This is a genomic window from Lagierella sp., from assembly GCF_029983815.1.
GTDB lineage: Bacteria > Bacillota > Clostridia > Tissierellales > Peptoniphilaceae > Mediannikoviicoccus.
Genome location: NZ_JASBYU010000001.1, coordinates 167,079 through 192,336, shown reverse-complemented (window position 1 = coordinate 192,336; position 25,258 = coordinate 167,079). Strand labels below are relative to the sequence as shown.

Genomic DNA, 25,258 nt, shown 5'->3' with positions numbered 1-25,258 from the left:
CAGTGCTAAATTATTACAAAAATATTACAAAATTAATACTATTTTAAGAAAAAGGAGAACTGAGCTGAATCTCAAGTCTTATTAATGGGTATTAATACTTAAAGGAGTGGGTATAATGGAAAGGGTAGTACTTTACACAAGACAACACGAAAATTCATTTTATGAATTAAAAAATAAAGGAGTAATTACCAATAAGGAAATATATGTAAGATTACATATGGGAGATATTGCTCCTTATTTTATGGAAAAATATCGTACCTTTGTTAAAATGGCCGAAGAAATAGTCCCTAGGCCCCAGGGCATAGAGTATCCTATTTGGTGTTCCATCAGTAAAAGAAATTGTTTAAAGCCTGTGGAAAAGGAATTGGTCTATGAAATTGAAGTTCCCAAGGATGAGATTATATATTTTGATTCAGGGAAATGGGATTTGGTATTAAATAATTTGTACATTCCTAAAGATGAAGATGATGCAATTGATTACAGAAAAGAAATAAAGTCATTAGGAGTAAAGGATGAATTTAATTTTATTGACGGCAAGTATAGGGGTAAATTTCCTGAAATTGAAAAGAAGATAAAGGATTCTTGGATAAGAATTTTTGATATAGATAGATGGTCTGACTTCACTGTTCAAGCCAATATTTGGCAGATCAAAAAAGAATGGGTTCGAAGGATAATAAGGCCGGGAGAAAGTATTTAAGAAGGTGATTAGTTGTTTAAAGAGTTTAGATGGTTTATTAATTCCTATAAAAGGAATTTGCTATTTGGGATTACTTTTCTTTTATTAAGTGATATAGCTGGTATCTTTCCTCCTTATTTAATAGGGGAGTTAACGGATAGGATTTTTGAAAACACTATAAATTTGGATTCCTTTATAAAATTTGTAGCACTTTTAGCAGGTATTGTGATTTTAAAATACTTTTTAGCCATGGGATGGTCATTTTTTATCCATAGAGGGGGCAATGAAATAGAGCTTCGCCTACGGGATATGTTGATGAGTAAATTTTTAGACCAGTCAATGGAGTTTTTTGAGGAAAATTCTACTGGTTCGTTAATGGGTAAGTCCACAAATGATATTACCGCAGTAAGTGATATGATAGGCTTCGGTACCTTGGCGATGTTTGATGCTACTGTGTATCCTCTTTTTATCGTCATTGTAATGATTATTTCTGTAAGTTGGAAGTTAACTTTAGCTACTATTATCCCAATCCCTCTCTTAGCTATTTTAGTAAAGATCCTTGGTGATAAGATCTATAATAAGTTTGAAAAGGCTCAGCAGGCCTTTGATAAATTAAATAGTTTTGTCTTAGAGGATGTTGTGGGCATAAGGATAATCAATGTCTTTAACCTTCAAAGGGTTAGAAGACAGATGTTTGGAGAAAAGGGACAGGAGTTAAAGGATAAGAACTTAGAAGTTGCTAAATATAGGGCATTTTTTAGACCGATAGATTTGACTATAACTGCAATTTCATTTTCCATTGCAATTTTTTATGGTGCAGTATTAATAAATAGGGGAGAGATTTCCATTGGAAAGTTGGTGTCCTTCACTTTTTATCTAAATATGTTAATTTGGCCAATGTTTGCACTGGGTAATTTTATCAATATCAAGAACCAAGCTACTGCATCTATGCATAGAATTCAAGAGGTCTTAGATTATGAAGAAGAGATTGTGGATAAAGTTGACGCAATTGATAAGATTGAAAATCCATCCATCTCCTTTAGGAATTTTTCTTTTAAATATCCAGATTCAGACTATATTTTAAAGGATATCAATTTAGAAATACCCTATGGAACATCTTTGGGGGTGTTAGGAAAGACTGGTTCAGGAAAGAGTACTCTACTGAAACAGTTACTGAAATATTACGATGGAGATTTTTCTTCAATAATTATAAATGGTAGGCCTTTAGATGATTATACCACTAGGGCAATTAGAGAAACGACTGGCAATGTGCCCCAAAAACATATGATATTCTCTAAGACCATAAAGGAAAATATTATGTTATCCAATCCGAATGCAACTGAAGAGGAGCTGAATAAAGCAATAGAAATGGCGGATTTCAAAAAGGATATTAAAGATTTTCCACTAGGTCTAGATACCCTTTGCGGAGAAAGGGGAGTTTCTCTTTCCGGTGGTCAAAAGCAAAGAATAGGTATAGCAAGGGCCTTTTTGAAGGATCCTGAAATTTTGATTTTAGATGATGCCATGTCTGCAGTTGATGGTAAAACCGAAAGAAATATTATAAACAATATAAACGGTAGGAAAAATAAGGGCACATTAATTTTAGCATGCCATAGAATAAGTCAAGTTATGAACTTGGATCATATAATCGTTTTAGAGGATGGAAAAATAATTGAAGAGGGATCCCATGCGAAATTGATGGAACTGGACGGATGGTATGCCACTCAGTTTGTTAGACAGATGGCAGGGGGTAGATATAGTGAAGAATAAAAACTCTGCAAGTAAAAGGTTATTTGGTTATGCTAAAAGGGAGTCGAAAAATTTGACTCTCGGAATAATCTGTACTTTTATCAGAACGGGGCTTGAAATAGTTGGGCCTTTAATTATAGGTCATCTTCTAAACAATTTTATAAAAAAGGGAATGACAAAGGATGATTTTTTATCCATTGGACTTTACCTAGTACTTTATTTGTTGGTCTATATGATAAGTGGATATTTTGCAAGAAAAACCGTTATATTCTTTGAGTCAGCCTCCAATGGTATAACTTTACATGTGCAAAAGGACATTTTTAAACATGTTCAAAGTTTACCTATTTCCTATTTTGACTCCCTTCCTGCAGGGTCCATAGTCTCTAGGATAACCAATGATACTAATAAGTTAAAAATCATGTTTCAAAATGCCTTAGGAGACATGACCACTTCTGGAATAATGGCAATTACAATGTTTTTAATGCTCTTGATCAGACATACGAGAGTTGCGGTTTATCTATTGGTTTTGGTTCCCATAATTTTATGGATTTTTTATGACTTACGAACTAAATATAGAAAATACACTACGGAAATACGAAAACTAACCTCTAAGATAAATGCAGATATTAATGAAAATATCCAAAATATGGAGATTATCCAGGCCTTTAACAAAGAAGATTTAATTAAAGAGGAATTTGACAGTACCAACCAGGCGATCTGGGACAATGCCTTTGAAATGACAAAGGTAAGGTCCTATGGAGGGTATAGGGCAATGGATATAGTTTCTTATTTCGCTAGTATAATCGTCCTAGTCTATTTTGGTATAGGTAGAATTACTGGAAATTACCAAGTTGATGTCGGATCTTTGTATATCGTTATAAACTATGTCAATAAAATGATGGGTTCCTTGACGACGATTGTTACCTGGTTTGGAGAGTTGGAACAGTCCTATGCATCTGCTAAGCATGTCTTTGACCTCTTTGAATTAAAACCAGACCCTGTTTTACCTGAAAAATTGGGAAATATTGAAGGTGTAGTGGAATTTAAAGATGTCTATTTTGCATATGATAAGGATTATGTGTTAAAGGATATCAATTTTAAGGTAGACCACAAAAGTTCTGTTGCCTTCGTAGGGTCAACGGGAAGTGGGAAGTCTACTATTTTAAACTTGATATTGAATTTTTATTCTCCTCAAAAGGGAAGTATTTTAATAGATGGCCAAGACATTAAAAATGTGGACAAGATATCCCTTAGAGAGGAAATGGCAGTGGTTTTACAGGACTCATTTTTATTTGAAGCTACCATTAGGGATAATATAAAGCTAGACGATGATTTTACAGATGAAGAAATAAATAACGCCTTAGAGGCAGTTGGTGGTCATAGGCTTGTAAAAAGGGGCTTGGATACGCCATTAAAAGAGGGTGGTCGTAACCTAAGTCAGGGAGAACAACAGCTTATCTCCTTTGCAAGAGCTTATATTAGAGAACCTAAACTATTGATATTAGATGAAGCTACTTCCAATATAGACACAGAAACCGAATCCATAATCCAAAAAGGAATAGAAAAACTAAAAGAAGACAGGACAACTTTAATAGTTGCCCATAGGCTTTCTACCATTAAAGACGTGGACATGATCTATGTGCTTTCCAAGGGTAGAATCATTGAAAAAGGAAATCATAAAGAACTGATGGACTTAAGTGGTTTCTATAGGTCCATGTATGAGGAGCAAATAGAAGAAAAGGAAACTGCTTAAGATTAAAGATGGTGGGAGGAAGGTATGAGTAAAATCTTTTCAATGGAATATAGTAAAATTTACGATGCTCTATTAAATAAGGTTGAAAGAAAAGGAAGATCAAAAACGGAACTAGACGAAATAATAATCTGGTTAACAGGGTATTCTGAGGTGGATTTGGATAAAATCTATAAAAGTGACATATCCTATGCTGAATTTTTTCAAAATGCACCGTCACTAAACCCAAATAGGCATGAGATAAAGGGTAGTATTTGTGGTGTTAAAATTCAGGAGATAGAAGATCCTCTAATGAAGGAAATAAGATATTTGGATAAACTGGTTGATGAATTAGCAAGGGGAAAGCAAATTAGTAAAATTAAAAGATAAAATGATTAAGCACTCAAATTTTTGAGTGCTTAGTTTATATAAGAGATTTAGTTTTACATTTGATTTTATAAGGGCTAGTCAACTATTAGTTGTGAATCCTCATTAAAATAGGTCCTATAGGCGTAGCGGGTAAAAAAGAAAACAGAAAGGGAAACCGCCCCTAGAATTCCTAACATTATAGCGATTTGATATTCTATGGCTATAAGTGGTGAAACCCCTGATAAAATCTGTCCTGTCATCATTCCTGGTAAGGAAACTACTCCTATACTCATCATAGAGTTAATTGTTGGCAAAATTGCAGCATCAAAGGAGTTTTGTACCATTTCTAAAGTGGCAGATTTTGGAGTAGCACCTAACATTAAAGCCCCTTCTATTTTTTCAAATCCGGATTTTATATCGTCGTGAAGCCTATTAACTCCAATGGAGATACCTGTCATGGAATTGCCTAGAAGCATACCTGTTATTGGAATTACGTATTGAGGATTAAAGATTGGTTTAACTCGTACAACGACAAATAAAAAGAATGCTATACATATTATTGTGCCAAGGACTAGGGAAATAGATATTATCTTTAGCATTTCCTTAGAGATCTTAAACTTTGCCAATTTTACTATATTCCTTATGGCAAAGATTTCCATAATTGATATTATGGCAATGGTAAAAAATGGCGAATCCGATTTGAAAATGTATATGAGTAGATAACCTACTATAGTAAGTTGTAATGTCATTCGAAAACAGGATAATAGAATCTGTTTTTCTCGGCTTATTCCTTGATATTTTGTCAATAGAATAACTACTAAAACAAAAATATAAGCCGATGCCATCTGAATCAAATTTAAGTTAATAATATCACTTTTCATTTCTTCTCTCCTTTAAATCCTTATTAACTATTTCTAGGATCGTGTCAGCATATTCATATGCCATATCCAGGGAATGGGTTACAAATACCAATGTCTTATCACAAGATCTAATATGATTTACAAGGCTGTCTATAATTATCTTTTCCGTATCCTCATCTAGAGAGGAGGAGGGTTCGTCAAATAAAAAAACCTCAGGATTTGAAAGAACGATTCTTCCAATACAGAGCCTTTGTTTTTCTCCTCCTGAAAGATTTTTAGAATTTTCATCTAAACTTTTGTTCAAATGAACCTTATTTAAAACTTTGCTCAACTCTTCATCAGATTTTGGATTTTCATCCATGAATTTAAGTCCGATATTTAAATTGTCCCTAATATTACCCTTAAATATAATTGGAAACTGGGACAACATTTGAACTTTTCGTCTTAATTCTATGGAGTCTAAATTTTTAATATCTTCTTCCTTAAAGTAGATAGATCCAGAATCTGGTGAAGTCATTTTATTTAATAATCTTAAAATTGTTGTCTTACCAGATCCACTTTTTCCGATTATTGCAGTCACTTCATTTTTTTTGATATTGGTGTCCTTAATATCCAATATATCTTTGAATTTTACATCCTTTAGTCTAAACATTTTTCCTCCGAATGATTATAAAAATATAAATTGAAAGTCCTCAAATAAAGATATACCCAAAATGGCAAGTAACTATGATATGATTATAATGAAAAAAGGCTTTTCAGCAAAATATTAACCAAGTGCTTTTATTTGTGATTAACCAGACGAATAAATAGATTGAAGGGTTAAGGGGGTGAAAGAATGAGTTGTTTAGGTAATCTCATTTGGTTTATAGTATCGGGACTATGGACATGGATAGGCTGGACATTTGTTGGAGTTATTTGGTGTTTAACAATTGTTGGCATTCCCGTTGGAGTACAATGTTTTAAGATAGCGAGGCTAAGCTGTTTACCCTTCGGGAAGAGGGTTGAATATAGAGGGAATAATACGTCTTTATTACTTAATATATTATGGATTGTATTCGGAGGACTTGAACTTGCAATTGGCCATCTCACTTTAGGAGTATTTTTAGCCTTAACCATTGTAGGAATTCCCTTTGCTAAGCAAAATTTTAAATTGGCACAACTTGCACTAATGCCCTTTGGAACTGAAATTTATTAATTTTTGATTATGTATTAAAGTTTAAGCACTTATCAATCACTCATATAACAGTGGTGGATAAGTGCTTAATTTTATTTTAATATAGTTTTTATTGCCTTTCCATAGGGTGGATAGCGTAGTTTTATATCAGGTGAAAATTTATTCTCTAGGATAGAAGTCTGTTGAGAAAAGGCTTTAAATCCTTCCAGTCCATGATATCTACCAAATCCAGAATTTTTCACGCCACCAAAGGGAAGTCTAGAATTTCCCAAGTGAGTTAACACATCATTAATAGCCATTCCGCCAAAATTGAAGTTATTGACAACATATTGAACATCCTCCTTGGATTTAGTGAAAATATAAAATGCAAGGGGGTTTGGGTTTTTGTTAATTATGGAATTGACATCAACCCAAGTGTCACATTCTATTATTGGTAAAAACGGTCCAAAAATTTCCTCTTTCATAAAAGGAGAGTCTGATGTGGTAATAAAAGAATTAGGATTAATCTTCTTAGATTCATAGTCAAAGTCATTTTCATCATAGATTCCCTCTTCGATGGAAAGCTCTTTCAGACGATCCATTGCTTCAACTGAAATCATTTTTGAATAGGTTTCATTTTTAATTGGACTGCTACCATAAAATTCTGCCAAGACCTTGTCTATTTCACTTTTCAAATCCTTACCAAATCCAGTGTCCACTAAAACATAGTCAGGGGCCACACAGGTTTGACCTGAATTCATAGTCTTTCCCCAAAGTATCCTCTTTGCAGCAATCTTTAAGTCAGCTGATTTCTTAACTATACAAGGGCTTTTTCCCCCTAGTTCAAGGATGTAGGGGATCATCTTCTCTGCAGCTCTAATACCCATTTGCTTTCCGACCTTACTGGATCCTGTGAAGAAAAGCATATCCAAATCCTCTTCAATAAATCTCTTCTTGTCACCTTCGTCAAGACCATAATATACTACATCTTCCCTAAGGGATTCATTTATTATGGAGAAGATAATCTCTGAAGTGTTAATCGATTTTTTTGAAACCTTTAAAACTACTTTATTTCCAGCGGCAATGGCAGAAATAAGTGGAATCATAGACAATTGAAATGGATAGTTCCAAGGTGATGCAATTCCAACGGTTCCATAGGGTCTATATACATAGTAAGATTTAGCAGGAAAGAGATTTAGTGGGGTTTTAACAGAAAATTTTTTTGTCCATTGTGGAAGAAATGTTATTGCCATATTCAATTCTTCCATGACTTGATTGTATTCAGACATTAGAACTTCCGTTTCAGATTTACCCAAATCTCTTTTTAATGCCAAGAAAATTGCCTCTCTATGTTCTTCTATGGATTTTTTTAACCTTTTTAACTTGTCTATTCTACTCTTTGTATTCATTACTACACCTAAACCTTATTCGTTTCTATACATTACATAAATGCTTGCATTACCATTGGTGTAACATAGGCTTCTACTACACCTGCAACTAATAAAAGCGGTATACATACAAAAACAAAAGTTTTTATTAGGTTAGAAAAATAAACACCGTTAGGAGTAGTAGGCTTCTTTCTAATTTTATCCATTAAAAAGATACATAGTGAAACTCCAAGGGCAAAGGATAGCACTATTGCTGGTATTTCGAAAATTCCATGGGGAAGAATACTTGCTAAAAATGTTAGTATTCCCTTATTTCCCATATTGCTTATTATCATCGCAAAAGCCGCACCTATAATTCCTCCATTAATTATCAAGGAAAGATATGGAAGAAAAAGATATGGTATTATTCCCAATAAAACCATAACCACACAGGCTGTTACATTGTTTATAATCAATCCAATAGCCGATATTTTTCCATCTACAAGTATTTGGTCACCAACAGACTTCATAAATTCATCTAAAATTGTCTGTGTAAGTTTTTGGTTAAAGATAAAGAAAACTGCCGAAATTAAAAAAGTTATAAGCATAACTAAAAAACCAATCTTAAAATGTTTTTTTAAATGTGTGTTATAAAATTCTTTTAAAGTCATAAAATCCTCCTTTTGATTAATATATACCATATTTCATGAAAAGATAACAAATCTGTAACAAATATTACGGAAATTTGTACAACAACTGTATAAAATTAAAATATAAAAAGTAAGGAGGTATAGGGTGAATAAAGTTTTAGCGCCGATTCACTATAAGATGAATAATAAAATTTTATACTTGGAAGATTTGGCTTTAATGTTAAAAGAACAGTTAGGTATTAAGAAAATTAAAGATATGGAAACGGTAAATCGGGGAAGTCTGGAAAATATAATAGATTTTAAAGACATTCATGGTTGGTTAAGCAGGAGAGTTGACAAAGTCGAGGATACATTTGCAAAGATTCTATCTCAAAGTTTAAAAGAAAATAAAGTAGATAGTCTATTAAAACTTATGTACCAGAAGGGATTTGAAGAAAATTTCCTAGGAAATGGTAGAGAAGCCTATCTATATATTGAGGATACCTTTTTAAATGGTATGCCCTGTGATAATTCGGTTAAGGCATGGGAGAGCAATGGAGAAATATATTACAAAGAGGTTAAAGATATTCACAGTTGCTACTATATTTATGATGTAGATTCACAAATTTATTATGACGCAAAGAACTCTTGGGTTAAAGGTCTATTAAAAAAGTCTAATTTAAAACTGCTACATGATGGTAAAGTCAATAGGATTGTAAAACATGAGTAAGTTAATTGTAATAAAGTGTTTTGTTGTCTTTTCAATATAAAATAAGGCACCCAAGATAATTGGGTGCCTTATTTTTACAATTATTCTAAATCTTCTTTTAAGATTTTACCTTTTTCATTTTGAGTGAATTTAGTAACTTTTTGTACGAAAGGAATTCCGTCTTCTTTGTTACATTCGATCATGTGATAAGCTTGATCAATATTTCCGTTTGCCTTGAAGTTCTTCTTTAAGATCTTCATGATAGAGTAAGGTGTTTCAGGTTCTTTTACAGTTACTATTCCCTTACCAGTAGCTACAGCCTTTTGCATTAATTCTTCAAAATCGATATTTGGAATACTAGCAATTAAGAAATATTCGCAATCTTTTTCTAAATCAGCTTCGCTCTTAACTTGAACTGAAGGGAATTGGCTCTTAGCAATTGCCATCAATGTTGCCATAAATGGTCTAACACCTGCTGAACGGTGTCCAGAAACCATAACAGTTTCCTTATTATCAATTGCATTTAAAATGTACTCTGCTTCTTTTTCTGTACAGAAATTTTGATCAACAAATTTTTGCATCATTTTATTCATGTGTATACACTCCTTATATGTTCTATGCTAGTCGACGATATGCCGCATATATATATAATACTACAAATCAAAAAATAATCAAACTTGGGATTGCAATATTGAATTAAAGGAATAAAAATGCCTTTTCTAATTCCAAAATATTATTAGCACTTAGGGATAGGGTAACGCTATCCAACATTCTTGAACCCGGATAATTTGAAGCCTTTAGACAATCTGTATGTTTTTTGTATTGGATCTGTAGGGTATAAGGCTTTTTAGTAGGAGATATCTTTTTAATGTTTTTAGCTGCTTGAATTGTGGCTTGATATATTTCATCATAAACAGATTCTGGAGTCTTTGTTATTATGGACTCTCCGACACCCTCATAGGTATACACTGTATGGATACTGGAATCCTTCTTCCTTACCTCTTCACAAATTCCCATATCTCCAGTTAATAAAATAGTTGGTACACCATAGTGCAGTGCTATGGAATAGTTAAATAAAAATTCTGAGCATATCTCCTCGTTTAGCCTCATCCTTTGAAACTTAGAACCGTTAAAGGAGTGAGAAAGCGGAGTAGAGGACATGGTTGCAGCGTTATGGTAGCCAATAAATAAAATTGCATCAAAGGTTTCATTTAGTTCTTGAACCATTGAATGGGGTTTATGGCTCCAGCCTCTAATAATTTTACAGTTTTTTGGGAAAATTCTAATATCCAAATTGTTTCCATAATGGTGAGCATCTTTTATAAGGATTTCACAATCTGGATGGACTTTAGTTAGTGCTTTTACACAAGATAGGACTTCTTGGGTCATTATTTCCTTTTGAATTTCGTATTCCCGGCTCTTACCCATGGTATAATCCCAGTTTAAACAGCCGGTAGTTCCTTCTATATCTGCTGAAATAAAAAATTTCATAGTACACCTCCATTTCAATTTTAAGGAGTAATTGGATTTATTGTCAAATTTTATGTCCTGTACAGGATTAACTTTAATTTTTGATGAGTAGAAAAAATAAAGGAAAGAAATCTTTTACGGAAATTTAACTTAAAAATCAAATAAGGAAAAATATCTTAACAGAGATTTAATGTAAAAGTCATAACTTGTAAATTACATTGTTAAAAAAATCATATTGAATCTTGTTGGGCAAAATGTTATAATACAATTTGTACACAAGATTTGAATAATAGGTGGAGGTAATATATGGATAATAGACCCCGTGTATCCTTAGCGGTGGTTAAAAGGTTACCTAAGTATTATAGATATTTAGGTTTGATTTCTGATAGGGGAATTATTAGGGTATCTTCTCAGGAATTAAGTAAAATTACAGGTCTTACAGCTTCACAAATAAGACAGGATCTAAACCACTTTGGAGGTTTTGGCCAACAAGGTTACGGATACAATGTTGAAGAATTGAAATTGGAAATTGAAAAGATAATAGGTATAGACAAGTCCTATAAGGCCATTGTCCTTGGCATGGGTAATATAGGACAAGCTATATATAAATATAGAGGTTTTAACGAGGATTCTGGGTTTAAAATAGTTGGACTTTTTGATAGGGATAAAAACTTAATAGGCAAGACTATTTTAGGAAAGAAAATCCAAGATGTTAAAAATTTGGAAGGCTTTTTAAAGGAACAAGAAGTTGACATTGCCGTGCTTGCGACTACTGCAGATTCAGCACAAGAACTTTGTGATATCTTAGTTGATGGAAAAGTTAAGGGAATTTGGAATTTCGCTTCTTTAGATTTGAAATTGCCAAAAAATGTGGTTTTGGAAAATGTTCATTTAGATGAAAGTTTATTCACTTTAACATATTATCTAAACAATTTAAAAGATTACCCAGGAACTAAGAATTAATAGGGAGCACTCATTTTTGAGTGCTTCATTTAATAAAGATGTTATGGACTCCAGGCGATTATGGAATTAATTGATTCCTAGTAGCGTGGGGTTATTTTATGAGGTAAGTTATGATTTTATTAGGTGCAAATGAATTGACTAAGGCCTATGTAACTAAGGATGTTCTAAAGGGGGTCACTTTCAATATTAAAGAAGGTGACAAGATAGGTTTAGTTGGAAATAACGGTTGTGGTAAGACGACTTTATTGAAGATAATAATTGGAGAACTATCTAAAGATGATGGGGAGATTTATCAGAAGAAAGATTTAAGAATTGGATATTTGCAACAGATGACCTCCCTGGATTTAGATTGTTCAATATATGATGAATGCCTTAAAGTCTTTAAAGATACTATAAATTTGGAAAAGGAAATACGTAGTCTTGAATTAAAAATGAGTAGTATATCAGATTCTAGAGAAATGGAAAAAACTTTAGAAAGGTATCAAAATCTACAAGATGAATTCAATGCTCAGGACGGCTATGAGTACAATTCTAGAATTAAGGGGATGTTAAAGGGCTTTGGATTTGAAGAAAATGAATTTTCTAAGAGTGTAAATCACTTGTCTGGAGGGCAAAAATCCAGGATTCAAATTGCTAAACTACTCTTATCCAAACCGGATTTATTGCTCTTGGATGAGCCTACCAACCACTTGGATTTAAAGGCAATCGACTTTTTGCAAAACTTTCTCAAGGACTTTCCCGGTGCTATCTTAGTCGTTTCCCATGATAGATACTTTTTAGATAAGATCTGTAATAGAATTTTTCTAATGGAAGATGGAAAAATCTTAGATTATAATGGAAATTATTCAGAATTTTCTATTAAGCGAAAAAGGGATTTTGAAATTCAGATGGCAACTTATGAGAACCAGCAAAAGGAGATTAAGAGGCAAGAGGAGATTATTGAAAGGTTTGCAAACTATGGATCCAAAAGATATATTAAGCAATCCCAATCTAGAAGAAAACTTTTAGATAAGATGAAAGTTGTGGAGAGACCGAAGGATTTTTCAGGAAGCTTTTCTTTAAAATTGACTCCAAGTATCACAAGTGGTCGTGATGTCTTAAAGGTGGAAGAACTATCTAAAGCCTTTAAGGATAAAAAGCTATTTAGGGATGTATCCTTTGACGTATTTAAAGGGGAAAAAGTTGGAATTATAGGTCCAAATGGTGTTGGAAAGACGACCCTTTTTAAAATGATAATGGGATATGAGTCTATAGATAGTGGAAGCATCTTACTTGGAAGTCAAGTAAAGATGGGATATTTCGATCAAGAACAGAAGAATTTAAATGATGAAAATACGATTTTAGATGAAATATGGAATGAATATCCTAAATTAAGTCACTATGAAATTAGGTCTTACTTGGCAAAATTTCTCTTTATTGGAGACGATATTTTTGATTTAATAGAAAATTTAAGCGGTGGAGAAAGGTCAAGGTTGGAGCTTTTAAAACTGATGTTGTCCTCAAGTAATTTTTTACTTATGGATGAGCCTACCAATCATTTGGATATAGATTCTAAAGAAATTCTTGAAGGGGCAATGTTGGATTATGAGGGAACGGCTTTAATTATCTCCCATGACAGGTATTTTCTTAATAAAGTGGTGGATAAGATAATAGTCTTAAAGAAAGATGGAACCACTACTTACCTTGGGAATTACGATTATTATATTGAAAAACTTGAAGAAGAAAATACTCCAATTGACGAAGATGGTCTAACTAAAACTCAAATTATCAAAGATAGAAAAAAACTAAGGGAGATTGAAAATGAGTTTAGAAAAGCAAAGAAGAAATTAAAGGAATTGGAAGAAAAAATATCCCTGATTGAAAGGGAAATTGCTGAACTAAATTCTATGCTTCTGAAGGAAGAGATATATAATGACTATATAAAGTCACAGGAAATTATGGATTCAATAAAGAAAAAAGAAGAAATTAAAGATGAATTATTTTTAGAATGGTCTGAACTTGTAGAAATTCTAGATTAAAAGCTCTTCTCCAAAAAAAAGGAAAAGAGCTTTTGCTTTATATTACTTATTTTTGTTTTTTTCTTCGAAGGCTTTTCTGGCTTTTTCCAAAGCTTCTACAGCTGCATCAACGTTATACCAACCGCCGATTTTTACTTCTTTATTCTCTAATCTCTTATATTCTTTAAAGAAGTGTTCAAATTCTCTTTCCGTATGGCTACTCAAATGGCCTAGGGAATAAACTTCATCATATCTAGGGTCATTTACAGGAACGGCGATTAGTTTTTCATCCATACCTTTATCATCTGCCATTTTAAACATTCCAACAATTCTAGACTCAATCATACATCCTGGAAAAGTTGGGTTTTTCATAAGTACTAAGATATCGATAGGGTCTCCATCTTCTGCTAGGGTATTAGGTACAAAACCATAGTCTGCTGGGTAGAACATTGGAGAAAATAGACATCTATCTAGGATAAAACATCCTCTTTCCTCGTCATATTCGTATTTGTTACTACTTCCCTTTGGAATTTCAATAATAGCTTCTACAACATTTTTTTCTAAATTTTTCATTATGTCCTCCTATGAATTCTTCTATTCATACAAATCATTATATTATAGATTCCTATTTTATGCTATCATAGATGATGAGGGAAATATGAATACATTAAAAAATGGAAGAAATTACTTAATAAAAAATAATATGAATTTAGTTGTGATTCAAGATGATTTGGTAGTCTTTGAGTCAAATAAAATGGGAATTATCCCAATGTTTGATTTTTATAACTCCGAGATTGAAGGAGATGTCTATATTATAGATAAATTTATAGGTTCCGGAGCAGCAAGGCTTTTATTGAAGTCCAAAGCAAATATAAAAGGGATATTTACCTTTGTAATATCCAAAGACGCACTTAAATTAATTGAGTCTAAGGAAATAAATGTCGAATATGAAAGAATCGTGACTAAGATTTTAAATAAAAGGAAGGATGATTTATGCCCAATAGAAAAGATATCCTTGGGAAATGATGAGTTTTCAGACTTTTATTCTAATTTAGAAAAATTTATTGCAAAGATGAAATAAAAAGAGGGTGTGTTATGAAACTGGATATGTTTAGATTCATTGACTCTGCTGTTGAATATGTCAATTTAAAAAAGGATTTTATTGACCAAGTAGCAGAGGAATGTGATAGGTTTTTTACAGATGTTTTATGTGATAACGATTTTTTCTTAAACTTGAATTATAGGGTTAAGTCCGACAATAGTATTAAGGAAAAACTATTGAGAATTTCCGATTTCAATAATATGAGCCATCCTCGTGATGTTTTTAATATTTTAAGCGATATATTGGGGCTTCGTATAGAATGTAGATTCAATTCAGAGGAGGAGCTTATATTCTTAAAGTTAAAGGAAATTTTTAACGAAAAAGTAGATGAGGAATTTTTTAGGTCTCCTCAGAATGAATATATATATTTGAATTTGTCTGAACCTCAACCCCAGTATCAAAAGAATGGGTTTGAAATATATAAGATAGATGGTAAATATGTGGATGGTGAAGAGGAACTGTTTTTTGAACTTCAAATCAAGTCCATGGTAAATGTATTTTGGGGCGAAATTGACCACAGAATCCTATATAAGAATTTCAATTACATGATAACTGAAGACTTTATTAGAAATCTTATGTATTCTATAAAGAGTAACTTGGAAATGGTGGACAGTCAGCTTAATACCATTTATCAAAGGCTGAAAAACCTTGAAGAATTTAATGAGGAAAATACTTTAAGTCAATTGAAGTCCTTTTTATCAAAGGCTCTTCACGATACCTATGTTTTGAAAATGCAAAAGGAAACTGGCGTTTTAATAGACTTGAGAAGTATTTCCAATATAATAATAGACTTTATGCTTTACGACAACACGGAAGAAAATGTCGTGACAATCAATAGTAAAATCATTGATATCCTTCATAGAATAAATCAACTTAATAGAAAAAAAATGGTCTTTGGTGAGAATTTGGAGTTTGAGTCTGTGGAGTACAGAAATAGATTAAATGAAAAACTGGGACTTGCCCTTAGAAAACAGGTGAATGTAGATTTTAGATGGAATATGCTCATGATGATCGTATTTGACATCAATGGAAAGAGAAGCCCTGAGGTCTATAATGATTTTATAAATTATTTGGTTCACTGTGTAAGTGGGGTCGTAGATGAGGTTTTTGATGAGGTAAATTTAAATAAGAGGAAGAAGCAAGAACTTAAATTTATGATTTTAAAAGAAGTTCTAGATTTCTATTGTGAAAATTTGGATATTAACTTTTTCACTAAGGAAGGGGAAAGGAAGCTGGAGATTGTGCTGGAAGAATATCTCGAGATACTCCCTTTAGAAATAGACTTGGAAAACTTTGAACCTAAAGGTTTAGGTGGGCTTTTGGAAATATCTCAAATGCGAGGGGTAATGTAGTTGAATTTTGGAATAGATATTTGTAAGATCGATAGATTAAAAAAACATTTAAAAGATGATAGATTTTTAAAAAGGATATTGACAGAATTGGAAATTGAAGAATATCTTTCTAAAGGAGAACTTAAAAAATTAGAATATCTTGCTGGAAGATTTTCTTCTAAGGAGTCATTCTCAAAGGCCCTAGGAACTGGAATAGGAGAAATTTCCTTTAAAGAAATTCAGATATTAAACGAGATTTCGGGACAACCTACTATGACTCTTAGAGGAAAGGCTTTAAAGTTGTGGAAGGACAGGTTTTTAAACGGTCCAAAAGTATCTATTACCCATGACGGAAACTTTGTAGTAAGTCTTGTAATGGGGGAGGAAAAAAAAGACAAATTATTAAATTTTTCTATTCCACACCCTCCCTTTCCCCTAGAGAAGAGAAATGTGGAGGGGCATAAGGGTACTTTTGGCAAGGTAGGGATCATCGGAGGTTCAAATGGGATGCTTGGTTCTGTCTACTTAAGCTCTATGGCAGCTTTAAGAACTGGCTCAGGACTTGTGTATTCCGGTGTGCCTGGAGAAATCTATGACATCATGCAGATTAAGTCTACAGAAAACATTGTTAAAGAGATTGAATATGACAAGGATGATAGCCTTAATAGTTTTTATAAAGATCTTGATGCCCTCGGAATAGGCCCGGGAATAGGTGAAACTATGAGTTTAGAAACCTTGAAAAAAATTTTTAAATCCTATGCCAATCCCATAGTTTTAGATGCAGATGGTTTAAATTTGGTATCTAAAAGCATAACCTTAATAAAAGAACATAAAAAATTTGTTATGACTCCACATCCTGGAGAGTTTTCCAGGTTAATTGGCAAGTCAATTGAAAGTATAGAGAATAATCGTATCAAATATTCTATGGATTTTGCTAGGGAATACTCCGTTGTCCTAGTATTGAAAGGTCACAATACTCTGGTTACTGATGGTAAAAGACTATATCAAAATAAGACTGGAACTAATGGCCTTGGTACAGCTGGTTCGGGAGATGTGCTAACCGGAATTATAACAAGCTTACTTGGTCAAGGATATAATCTATATGAGGGAACTTGTCTTGGAGTATATATACATGGACTATGTGGAAATTTTCTTGAAGAAAGTATGGGATCTGATGGTATAATAGCTAGTGATATCTTTAATGAGATACCATATGTCATTAAAGCTTTAAGGGAGAGATAGAATTGGATAAGTATCAGAATTATTTAAAAATCGACTTGGATAGATTGGTCCACAATTTTAAAGAGCTTCAAAGAATTGCAAAGCCTTCAAAGGTTGCCGGTGTTGTCAAGGCAAATTCCTATGGTTTAGGCTCAATTACAATTTCTAGAGAAATTGAAAAGGAAGGGGCGGACTATCTCTGTGTAGCTAATATGGGAGAGGCCATGGAGCTAAGAAAGACGGGAATCTATCTTCCGATTTTAGTTCTTGGGTATATTAAAGATGATGTATTTAGAGATGTAATTCAAAATAAGATAGAGATAACTGCCTATGACTACAATCAATGCTTTAAATTAAATGAAGTTGCGAAATCCTTAAATGCAGTAGCGGATATTCATATTAAAATCGATACGGGTATGGGCAGACTTGGATTTTTGATAGATGAGGTAAATCTAGAAAATTCCATCAAGGAGATTAAAAGGATTGATTCTCTTTCCAATGTTAGGATTAAAGGTATTTATTCTCATCTTTCCGATGCTGATGGGAAGGACTTCTCCTACACTAATGATCAATATGCTAAGTTTATGGAATTTATAATGTTTTTGGACAAGGAAGGTATTAGCATTCCATTAAAGCATATCTCCAATGATGCTGGAGCTATTTTACATGGATACTATTTAGATATGATTAGATGTGGGATTGGCCTATATGGTTATTATGGTTCTGAGGTAGTTAGAGAATGTGAAACTGTAGATTTAAAGCCCATAGTTTCTTTTTTTACATCCGTTGCTTCTGTAAAAACATTTCAACCAGGAGAATGCATAGGGTATAACAGAACTTATAAGACCGATAGGGTCACCAAGGTTGCTGCTGTAACTTTAGGATATGCGGATGGTTATCCAACTGCTTTAAACAATAAGGGGTATATGATAGTTAATGGGCAAAGGGCCAAGGTAATCGGTAAGGTATGTATGGACCAAACCATGTTGGATGTAACGGATATTGAGGATGTTAAAATTGGTGATGAGGTACTTGTATTTGGAGAAAAGGACAATTCTAATATCCCTTTGGAAGAGATTGCTTCTTTGGCCGACACAATAGTATATGATATCTTATGTAGGATATCATTGAGAATTCCCAGGGTATATTATAGAAATGGAGAAGTGGTAAAAATAGTTGACTATTTGGAGAAGATGAAAATTGACTTATAGAATTATTTTTGTATATAATTAAATAAGGACTATACAAGGAAGAATGAGGTTAATAGATGAAAATTAAAAGAGGAGATATATTTTTTGCTGACCTCAGTCCTGTAGTCGGTTCGGAGCAAGGCGGTGTTAGGCCGGTAGTGGTGGTACAAAATGATATAGGTAACAAGTATAGCCCTACCATAATAATTGCTGCCATTACTTCCCAATTACATAAAGCAAAATTACCGACACATATAGGAATAGCAGCAGATAGATATGGTTTACCAAAAAACTCGGTGGTATTACTAGAACAGGTAAGGACCATCGATAAAAAGAGATTGAGAGAAAAGATTGGTGCTTTTGACAATCATTTTATGAATAAATTAGATGAAGCATTAAAGATTTCAGTTGGATTAAAATAAGAAAGTGTTTGTTTCCACAGGTTTAACTTGAGGATAACAAATACTTTCTTATTTTTTTAACTGTAAAATCTATTTCAAGCTATTGTATTGTCGCTGATATATGTGAAAATTTTCCTATAGAGATATTTGTTTTTTAATTTATAATGGGGTAAATACTTGGAAAGTCTCATTTTCTTTTAGCCCTTTAATGGGATTTGTTAAAAATATGTGAAAATTTTCCTATATCCATGATATAATTGGTACATGAAAAAGAAATCGTTAATGTATAAGAAATTGAGGAAATTTTTTATTGTAACCTTAGGCTCGGCTTTGGTATCTTTAGGGGTCTATTATTTTATTATGGACTACGATATACCAATGGGAGGTGTAAGCGGTTTTGCAATTGCTCTACAAAATTTAAATCCAAAGCTACAAGTAGGTTATGTAATGACTGTGTTAAATATTATTTTATTTATCTTGTCCTATATATTCTTAGGAAAGGAATATGTCGGGTATACGGTTTATTCAGCTTTGCTAGTTTCTAACTTGATTACGGTGTTAGAAAACTTTGCTCCTTTAAAACAACCTCTAACAGACAATATATTACTTAGTATTATAATGGGAATTGTCATATCTGGAGCTGGAATAGCAATTGTATTGTCCCAGAATGCTACCACTGGAGGCACGGAAATCTTAGCAAGTATCATCAATAAATTGACACATATGGAAATAAGCAAGGCTTTACTTATTTGCGATGGACTGGTAGTATTATTTGGGTCCATAGTTATTGGAATAGAGGCAGGACTCTATGCTTTTTTGGCTATAGGTATAAACTCCATGGTGATAAATTACTTTATTTCGGGATTTAGTACCCGTATTAGTATGTTTATTATTTCTTCAAAGGCAGAAGAAATCAATAAGTATATAATTGAAAATGTAACCAGAGGTACAACTATATACTTTGCAAAGGGTGGATTTTCTAAAACGCCGAAAGAAATAGTAAATACTGTAGTGACAAGAAAGCAATATTTTAATATTAAAAATCATGTGGCAAAGATCGACCCTCAAGCTTTTGTCACAATGAGTTATGTAAATGAAGTTGTCGGTGAAGGGTTTACTTATGAAAGCCCAATTGATTAGGAGGTAGAATGAGCGCATACAATCTTTTTGATATTTTAGGTCCTATTATGATAGGTCCTTCAAGTTCCCACACTGCAGGAGCTGCTCGAATTTCAAAAACTGCTAGAATTGTTGCAGGTGGTGGATTTAATAGGATTAATTTCATCTTGCATGGTTCCTTTGCTGAGACCTACAGGGGCCATGGAACGGATAAGGCATTGTTGGCGGGAGCTTTGATGATGGATCCAGATGATGAAAGGTTAAGGGATTCCTTTGAAATTGCAAAGGAACAAGGTTTGGAATTTCATTTTGAAAAGGCGGATTTAGGAGATGTTCATCCCAATACTGTAAAAATCGAAATGTTTTATCCCGACGGTAAAGAAACATCTATAGTTGGTTCATCCATAGGGGGAGGAAATATTAGAATCATTCAGATGAATGGTATTCCTTTGGATTTTACAAGTAAATATCCCCTTTTAATAGTAAGGTATATAGATAAAAAGGGAATAATAGCTTTTATTTCTTCTACCTTAGCGGAAAATGATTATAATATAGAGAGCTTACAGACCACTAAGGAAGGCGGAGAAGTAACCTTAGTTGTTGAGTTGGATATTGACTTAGATGAGAAAACAGTTGAACAAATTTCAAAAAATGAGAACATTATATTTGTTAAACACTTAATGAAAGGGTTCTAAAAAATGATATATTACGCTGATGAGCTGTTAAGGTATTGTGAGGAGAACAATACCTATCTTTGGGAATTGGTTCTTGAAGATGAATTGGAAGTTACAAATGATACAAAAGAAGATATATATAGAAAATTAGCAGAGATGATTGAAGTTATGGAAAATTCTGCTAAGGAATACATCGATAAGGACAGCGCTACTAGTTTTGGGTTGATCGATGGATTTGCAAGAGCTACAAATGATTATGCATCAAAGAAGGATACGTTATTGGGAGAAAAAAATGTTAGGACTATGGCGATGGCATTTTCTACATTGGAACGAAGTTCTTCCATGGGAAAGATAGTGGCATCTCCAACTGCGGGATCTTCAGGAATCATTCCTGCGGTAATTTCGCGATATAAGATGGATAATCCAGATGTAAGTACTGACAAGTTGATAGAAGCGCTACTAACTTCTGTAGGAGTAGGAAAAATTATAGGAAGATTTGCCAATTTTTCAGGGGCTGAAGGAGGATGTCAAGCTGAATGTGGTTCAGCATCAGCGATGGCAGCTGCAGCTCTAGTTTACTTAAAGGGTGGAACCTTGGAGCAATCTTTAAATGCGGCTTCAATTTGTATAGTTAATGTACTGGGACTAGTTTGTGATCCAATAGCTGGATTGGTGGAATATCCTTGCACTTTTAGAAATGCTTCTGGAGCAATTAACTCCATACTTTCTTCGGATTTGGCACTGGCCGGAATTAAATCCTTAGTTCCCTTTGAGGAAGTATGCCAAGCTCTAAATGACGTTGGAGAGTCAATGTCCTTTAGATTAAAAGAAACTGCTTTGGGAGGTTTAGCTGGAACTAGGACTGGTCAGAGAATTAAAGACGAATATTACGGACAAAGTGAATACTAGAAAAAGGGGGGGAGTGGATTCTCCCTTTTTTATTGTCATAAAATAAAAAGGTAAATTTAAATGTAGATGAATCTTAAATACTTTAGTAGGGTTGAAAACAACTTTAATAATATGAATTATTTTATTCCTAAGGCCTTGATTTATGATTATTTCTTGTCCTATGTTATAATTGAAAAAGAGGTGTTTTATGATAGAACTAGGCGAGATACAAGAATTAAAAATTGAAAGAATTCGTAAGATTGGCGCTTTATTAACGGATGAAGAAAAAACTCAAGAGGTACTTCTTCCTAATGAAGAATTAAGTGAAGAAGATGAAAAGGGAAAAAGGCTAAAGGTATTTATTTATAATGATAACCAAGGTAAGCTTCTTGCTACTAAGGTTATGCCTAAGATTACTCTAGGGGAAATTTCTCATCTAGAGGTAAAAGATATTACTTCAATAGGCGCTTTTTTAGATTGGGGTTTGGAAAAAGATCTTTTCTTACCCTTTAAAGAACAATTATGTAAATTGGATAAGGGAAGAAAATACTTGGTGGCCCTATATATAGATAAAACTGGAAGGCTTTGTTCAACCATGAAGATTAGAGACTACTTGAGAACCGACTCTAACTATAAGGAAAATGATAGAGTTGAAGGAGTTGTCTACAATATAGTTGATGATATTGGCGCTTTTATTGCTGTGGACAATATCTATGAATCCCTATTGCCAAAGGACCAATACAGAGGAATAGTGGCTATAGGAGAACCTATTTCAACCAGGGTAGCCTCAGTTAAGGGAGATGGACGACTTAATCTATCTCAAAGGGAACGTGGACACTTAGAGTTGGATAATGATGCAGACCTTATTATGGATCTTTTAGATGATTATGATGGATTTTTGCCTTATAATGATAAATCATCTCCAGATGATATTTATGATATGTTTACAATCTCCAAGTCAGCATTTAAAAAGGCTGTTGGAAGATTATTAAAAGAAAATAAAATAGAATTCTATAAAGACGGAATTAGAATTAAGGAGGACTAGAATGGAAGATAGTAAGATTTTAGCCAATGTAAATGGCAGAGATATAACTAGAAGAGAGGTTGAAAGCTTTATTAGAAGTATGGGACCTCAAGGTAATCAATTCAATACTGAAGAGGGGATAAAAAAAGTTTGTGATGAATTGATTAATCAAGAACTTTTTTATCTAGATGCAATAAATAATAAATATGAACAAGAGGAAGCCTTTAAAAAAGAACTTGAAGTGCTTATTGAATCTGCTTTAAAAAATTATGCAATCAACAAAGTGTTGAGTAGTGCTAAAATTTCCGATGAAGAAGTTAGAGAATATTACGATTCCCATAAGGAATACTTCAAGACTCCTGAACAGATATCAGCCTCTCATATTCTTGTGGATTCTGAAGAAAAGGCAAATGCTTTGAAAAAGGAAATATTAGATGGTAAAGAATTTGAAATGGTAGCAAAGGAAAACTCCAGTTGTCCTTCTGGGGCAAATGGTGGTTCATTGGGAAGATTTGGTAAGGGTCAGATGGTCCCTGAGTTTGAACAAGCTGCCTTTAATAGTGAAGTAGGAGAAATAACAGATCCTGTGAAAACCCAATTTGGATATCATTTAATCCGAGTGGATGAAAAATTTGAACCTTCTACTAAGTCCTTCGATGAAGTAAAGGAACAAGTTAAGTCTCAATTATTGGCTTTAAAGCAACAAGAAATTTATTTGAATAAAGCTACGGATTTGAAAAAAGAATACAAAGTTGAAAAATTTTACTAGGAGGAAAAGATGTCTGCAGATAAAGTATTTGAATTTTTTGAAGAAATATCTAGAATTCCTAGATGTTCCTATAACGAAGAAAAGATCGCCTCATACCTTCTAGCCTTTGCAAGGGAAAAAGGCCTAAAGGCAATTAAGGACGAATATAACAATGTGACAATCATTAGAGAAGCTTCTGAAGGCTATGAAGATAAGCCTGGAATAATTTTACAAGGTCATATTGATATGGTCTGTGAAAAAGTTAAGGGGTCCAAACATGACTTTTCAAAGGATCCAATAGAATTAATCTATGATGGAAACTATCTTAGAGCCAATGGAACGACTTTAGGAGCAGACAATGGTATTGCCATAGCAATGGGACTTTCTATTCTTTCTAAAGAAGATTTAAAGGCTCCAAGAATTGAATTTGTTGCCACAGCCACTGAAGAAACTGGACTAGTAGGTGCAACTAATTATCCTACAGACCTATTGAAGGGAAAGTATTTTATCAATATTGACTCTGAAGAAGAGGGGATTTTAATAGCTGGTTGTGCTGGTGGTATGGATATAGATCTGAAATATGAAATCGACAGAAAGCCAGTTGAAGGTAATGTTTACAGCCTTTTAGTTCACAATTTAAAGGGCGGACATTCTGGAATGAGCATTCATGAAAAACTTCTAAATGCCATTAAAAGCGGAGGACAAATCCTAGATACTATTAGGAAAGAAAATGAAATAAAAATCATCAAAATTTCAGGTGGAACAAAGCATAATGCCATACCTAGAGAGTTTGAAGTGGACTTTGTGTCTAAAGAAGAACTGGGTCCAGAAATATACATGGAAGACTATAGACAGTTAAAAGAAATCGAAGATAATATAGAGATTGATTTAACACAGGTAGGGTATAAAAAAGTAGAAGCATTTACTGAGGATTTAACTAATAGATTGATTGATGCAATAACAAAAATTCCTCATGGTGTAAAGTCCTATATGGAAGGTGAATATTCAGATATTGTAGAATCCTCTCTAAATCTTGCAATAGTAGATACTAAGGAAAATACTGTAGACTTTAAAATATCTGCAAGAAGCTCTAAAAATGATAAAAAAGAAAAGATTTCTGATGAAATTCATACCATTGCAAATGAGACAAAGGGAGAATTTATACAGTCTAGTTCCTATAAGGCTTGGGAGTTTAAGGAAGAATCACCTTTACGTGATATAGCCGTTAAATCCTACAAGGAATATACCGGGGAAAATTTAGAGGTTTCAGTTATACATGCAGGTTTGGAATGTGCTATATTTGCAGAAAAGTATCCAAATATTGACACCATATCCATAGGTCCAAATATTTTGAAGGTACACACTCCAGAGGAAAAATTGGATATCGAATCTACAAAAAGAACTTATGATTTTGTAGAATTTTTAATAAATAAATTATCATAGGAGGAAATATGGATAAGGAATTTAACCCAGAAGAAAAAAATGAACATTCTTGTGAAAATGGGAATTGTTGTGGACACGTTCATGGAGAAGAAGGTCATGATTGCACCTGCCATGACCATCATGAAGAAGAGGTAGCAATTGTAGAACTTACCTTGGATGACGGTTCTTTACTAGAGTGTGAAGTTATCGGCGACTTCTATGTAGAAGGTCAGGATAGAGATTATATAGCTTTGGTGACTTCCGAAGAAAGAGAATTATTGATCTACCGACTTATACCAGATGAAGAGACAGGCGGATTTGGTGGAAATGCAAAATTGGATATGATTGAAACCGATGAGGAATATGAAGAAGTTGTAAAAGTATTTTCTGAAATTTTCTTCGATGGCGAAATAGAAGAGATGGATGAAGAATAGATAATAAAATTTAAGAATACGAACTAAATCAAG

General features: G+C 33.2%; 27 protein-coding genes. 20 read left to right on the top strand and 7 right to left on the bottom strand.

Features of this window, described 5'->3' with window-relative positions; genetic code table 11:
- The first annotated feature begins 115 nt into the window (after positions 1 to 115).
- From Q1K37_RS00935 to Q1K37_RS00920, 4 genes are read left to right on the top strand one after another with little or no spacing between them, the layout of a single operon-like run.
- Positions 116 to 697 (top strand): DUF3841 domain-containing protein, encoded by a 582-nt coding sequence (locus tag Q1K37_RS00935; RefSeq protein ID WP_300408464.1) that lies wholly within the window; start codon positions 116 to 118, stop codon positions 695 to 697.
- A 12-nt stretch (positions 698 to 709) separates the two neighbouring features.
- Positions 710 to 2,446 (top strand): ABC transporter ATP-binding protein, encoded by a 1,737-nt coding sequence (locus tag Q1K37_RS00930; protein WP_300408462.1) that lies wholly within the window; start codon positions 710 to 712, stop codon positions 2,444 to 2,446.
- Positions 2,436 to 4,178 carry an ABC transporter ATP-binding protein gene (locus tag Q1K37_RS00925; protein WP_366524071.1) on the top strand — a complete coding sequence of 581 codons (1,743 nt, stop codon included), beginning with the start codon at positions 2,436 to 2,438 and terminating at the stop codon, positions 4,176 to 4,178. The genes Q1K37_RS00930 and Q1K37_RS00925 overlap by 11 nt, the downstream gene beginning before the upstream one ends.
- Before the next feature lie 24 nt (positions 4,179 to 4,202).
- Positions 4,203 to 4,544 carry a DUF2200 domain-containing protein gene (locus Q1K37_RS00920; protein WP_300408459.1) on the top strand — a complete coding sequence of 114 codons (342 nt, stop codon included), beginning with the start codon at positions 4,203 to 4,205 and terminating at the stop codon, positions 4,542 to 4,544.
- Positions 4,545 to 4,618: 74 nt separating this feature from the next.
- Here Q1K37_RS00920 and fetB read toward each other — a convergent pair whose 3' ends face one another.
- Entirely contained in the window at positions 4,619 to 5,404 is a 786-nt protein-coding gene (gene fetB / locus Q1K37_RS00915) for an iron export ABC transporter permease subunit FetB (protein ID WP_300408458.1), read from the bottom strand.
- Positions 5,394 to 6,035, bottom strand: a complete 642-nt coding sequence (locus Q1K37_RS00910; RefSeq protein WP_300408456.1) for an ATP-binding cassette domain-containing protein — start codon at positions 6,033 to 6,035, stop codon at positions 5,394 to 5,396. Before Q1K37_RS00910 ends, fetB begins: the two co-directional genes overlap by 11 nt.
- A gap of 183 nt (positions 6,036 to 6,218) precedes the next feature.
- Here Q1K37_RS00910 and Q1K37_RS00905 point away from each other — a divergent pair, with 183 nt between their 5' ends.
- Positions 6,219 to 6,578: a YccF domain-containing protein gene (locus Q1K37_RS00905; protein WP_300408454.1), complete on the top strand. Its 360-nt coding sequence runs from the start codon at positions 6,219 to 6,221 to the stop codon at positions 6,576 to 6,578.
- A 71-nt stretch (positions 6,579 to 6,649) separates the two neighbouring features.
- Here Q1K37_RS00905 and Q1K37_RS00900 read toward each other — a convergent pair whose 3' ends face one another.
- Together Q1K37_RS00900 and Q1K37_RS00895 are read right to left on the bottom strand one after the other, a co-directional pair.
- Positions 6,650 to 7,945 carry an aldehyde dehydrogenase family protein gene (locus Q1K37_RS00900; protein WP_300408453.1) on the bottom strand — a complete coding sequence of 432 codons (1,296 nt, stop codon included), beginning with the start codon at positions 7,943 to 7,945 and terminating at the stop codon, positions 6,650 to 6,652.
- Between the two features lie 32 nt (positions 7,946 to 7,977).
- A complete protein-coding gene (locus tag Q1K37_RS00895; protein WP_300408451.1) occupies positions 7,978 to 8,574 on the bottom strand; it encodes a stage II sporulation protein M in 597 nt (198 codons plus the stop codon).
- A 124-nt stretch (positions 8,575 to 8,698) separates the two neighbouring features.
- Between Q1K37_RS00895 and Q1K37_RS00890 the strand changes: the two genes are divergently transcribed.
- A complete protein-coding gene (locus Q1K37_RS00890) occupies positions 8,699 to 9,262 on the top strand; it encodes a hypothetical protein (RefSeq protein ID WP_300408449.1) in 564 nt (187 codons plus the stop codon).
- Between the two features lie 80 nt (positions 9,263 to 9,342).
- On the opposite strand, the gene Q1K37_RS00885 is transcribed toward Q1K37_RS00890, so the two are convergent.
- Positions 9,343 to 9,834, bottom strand: coding sequence for a hypothetical protein (locus Q1K37_RS00885; RefSeq protein WP_300408447.1), 492 nt, complete (start codon positions 9,832 to 9,834; stop codon positions 9,343 to 9,345).
- Positions 9,835 to 9,937: 103 nt separating this feature from the next.
- Positions 9,938 to 10,732: a M55 family metallopeptidase gene (locus Q1K37_RS00880; protein ID WP_300408444.1), complete on the bottom strand. Its 795-nt coding sequence runs from the start codon at positions 10,730 to 10,732 to the stop codon at positions 9,938 to 9,940.
- 285 nt (positions 10,733 to 11,017) lie between these two features.
- Here Q1K37_RS00880 and Q1K37_RS00875 point away from each other — a divergent pair, with 285 nt between their 5' ends.
- Both Q1K37_RS00875 and Q1K37_RS00870 read left to right on the top strand, forming a co-directional pair.
- Positions 11,018 to 11,674: a redox-sensing transcriptional repressor Rex gene (locus tag Q1K37_RS00875; protein ID WP_300408440.1), complete on the top strand. Its 657-nt coding sequence runs from the start codon at positions 11,018 to 11,020 to the stop codon at positions 11,672 to 11,674.
- Between the two features lie 110 nt (positions 11,675 to 11,784).
- Positions 11,785 to 13,692 (top strand): ABC-F family ATP-binding cassette domain-containing protein, encoded by a 1,908-nt coding sequence (locus tag Q1K37_RS00870; protein ID WP_300408437.1) that lies wholly within the window; start codon positions 11,785 to 11,787, stop codon positions 13,690 to 13,692.
- Positions 13,693 to 13,734: 42 nt separating this feature from the next.
- Here the strand turns inward: Q1K37_RS00870 and Q1K37_RS00865 are convergent, their stop codons facing one another.
- Positions 13,735 to 14,244, bottom strand: a complete 510-nt coding sequence (locus tag Q1K37_RS00865; RefSeq protein WP_300408434.1) for an inorganic diphosphatase — start codon at positions 14,242 to 14,244, stop codon at positions 13,735 to 13,737.
- Between the two features lie 85 nt (positions 14,245 to 14,329).
- Between Q1K37_RS00865 and Q1K37_RS00860 the strand changes: the two genes are divergently transcribed.
- From Q1K37_RS00860 to Q1K37_RS00805, 12 genes are all read left to right on the top strand, one after another.
- Positions 14,330 to 14,752 (top strand): DUF1893 domain-containing protein, encoded by a 423-nt coding sequence (locus Q1K37_RS00860; protein WP_300408431.1) that lies wholly within the window; start codon positions 14,330 to 14,332, stop codon positions 14,750 to 14,752.
- Positions 14,753 to 14,766: 14 nt separating this feature from the next.
- Complete coding sequence (locus Q1K37_RS00855; protein WP_300408428.1) at positions 14,767 to 16,125, top strand: GTP pyrophosphokinase; 1,359 nt, start codon at positions 14,767 to 14,769, stop codon at positions 16,123 to 16,125.
- Positions 16,126 to 17,346, top strand: coding sequence for an NAD(P)H-hydrate dehydratase (locus tag Q1K37_RS00850; protein WP_300408426.1), 1,221 nt, complete (start codon positions 16,126 to 16,128; stop codon positions 17,344 to 17,346).
- Between the two features lie 2 nt (positions 17,347 to 17,348).
- Entirely contained in the window at positions 17,349 to 18,536 is a 1,188-nt protein-coding gene (gene alr, locus Q1K37_RS00845) for an alanine racemase (protein WP_300408424.1), read from the top strand.
- 56 nt (positions 18,537 to 18,592) lie between these two features.
- A complete protein-coding gene (locus tag Q1K37_RS00840) occupies positions 18,593 to 18,937 on the top strand; it encodes a type II toxin-antitoxin system PemK/MazF family toxin (protein WP_300408421.1) in 345 nt (114 codons plus the stop codon).
- Between the two features lie 261 nt (positions 18,938 to 19,198).
- On the top strand, positions 19,199 to 20,056 hold the full coding sequence (locus Q1K37_RS00835) for a YitT family protein (protein ID WP_300408419.1): 858 nt from the start codon (positions 19,199 to 19,201) through the stop codon (positions 20,054 to 20,056).
- An 8-nt stretch (positions 20,057 to 20,064) separates the two neighbouring features.
- On the top strand, positions 20,065 to 20,730 hold the full coding sequence (gene sdaAB, locus Q1K37_RS00830) for an L-serine ammonia-lyase, iron-sulfur-dependent subunit beta (RefSeq protein WP_300408415.1): 666 nt from the start codon (positions 20,065 to 20,067) through the stop codon (positions 20,728 to 20,730).
- Positions 20,731 to 20,733: 3 nt separating this feature from the next.
- Positions 20,734 to 21,618, top strand: coding sequence for an L-serine ammonia-lyase, iron-sulfur-dependent, subunit alpha (sdaAA, locus tag Q1K37_RS00825; RefSeq protein ID WP_300408412.1), 885 nt, complete (start codon positions 20,734 to 20,736; stop codon positions 21,616 to 21,618).
- A 187-nt stretch (positions 21,619 to 21,805) separates the two neighbouring features.
- Positions 21,806 to 22,642 (top strand): S1-like domain-containing RNA-binding protein, encoded by an 837-nt coding sequence (locus Q1K37_RS00820; RefSeq protein WP_300408409.1) that lies wholly within the window; start codon positions 21,806 to 21,808, stop codon positions 22,640 to 22,642.
- Position 22,643: 1 nt separating this feature from the next.
- Positions 22,644 to 23,390: a peptidyl-prolyl cis-trans isomerase gene (locus Q1K37_RS00815; RefSeq protein ID WP_300408406.1), complete on the top strand. Its 747-nt coding sequence runs from the start codon at positions 22,644 to 22,646 to the stop codon at positions 23,388 to 23,390.
- 9 nt (positions 23,391 to 23,399) lie between these two features.
- On the top strand, positions 23,400 to 24,812 hold the full coding sequence (gene pepD / locus Q1K37_RS00810; protein ID WP_300408403.1) for a beta-Ala-His dipeptidase: 1,413 nt from the start codon (positions 23,400 to 23,402) through the stop codon (positions 24,810 to 24,812).
- Between the two features lie 8 nt (positions 24,813 to 24,820).
- Positions 24,821 to 25,225, top strand: a complete 405-nt coding sequence (locus tag Q1K37_RS00805) for a DUF1292 domain-containing protein (protein ID WP_300408401.1) — start codon at positions 24,821 to 24,823, stop codon at positions 25,223 to 25,225.
- Positions 25,226 to 25,258: the final 33 nt, after the last annotated feature.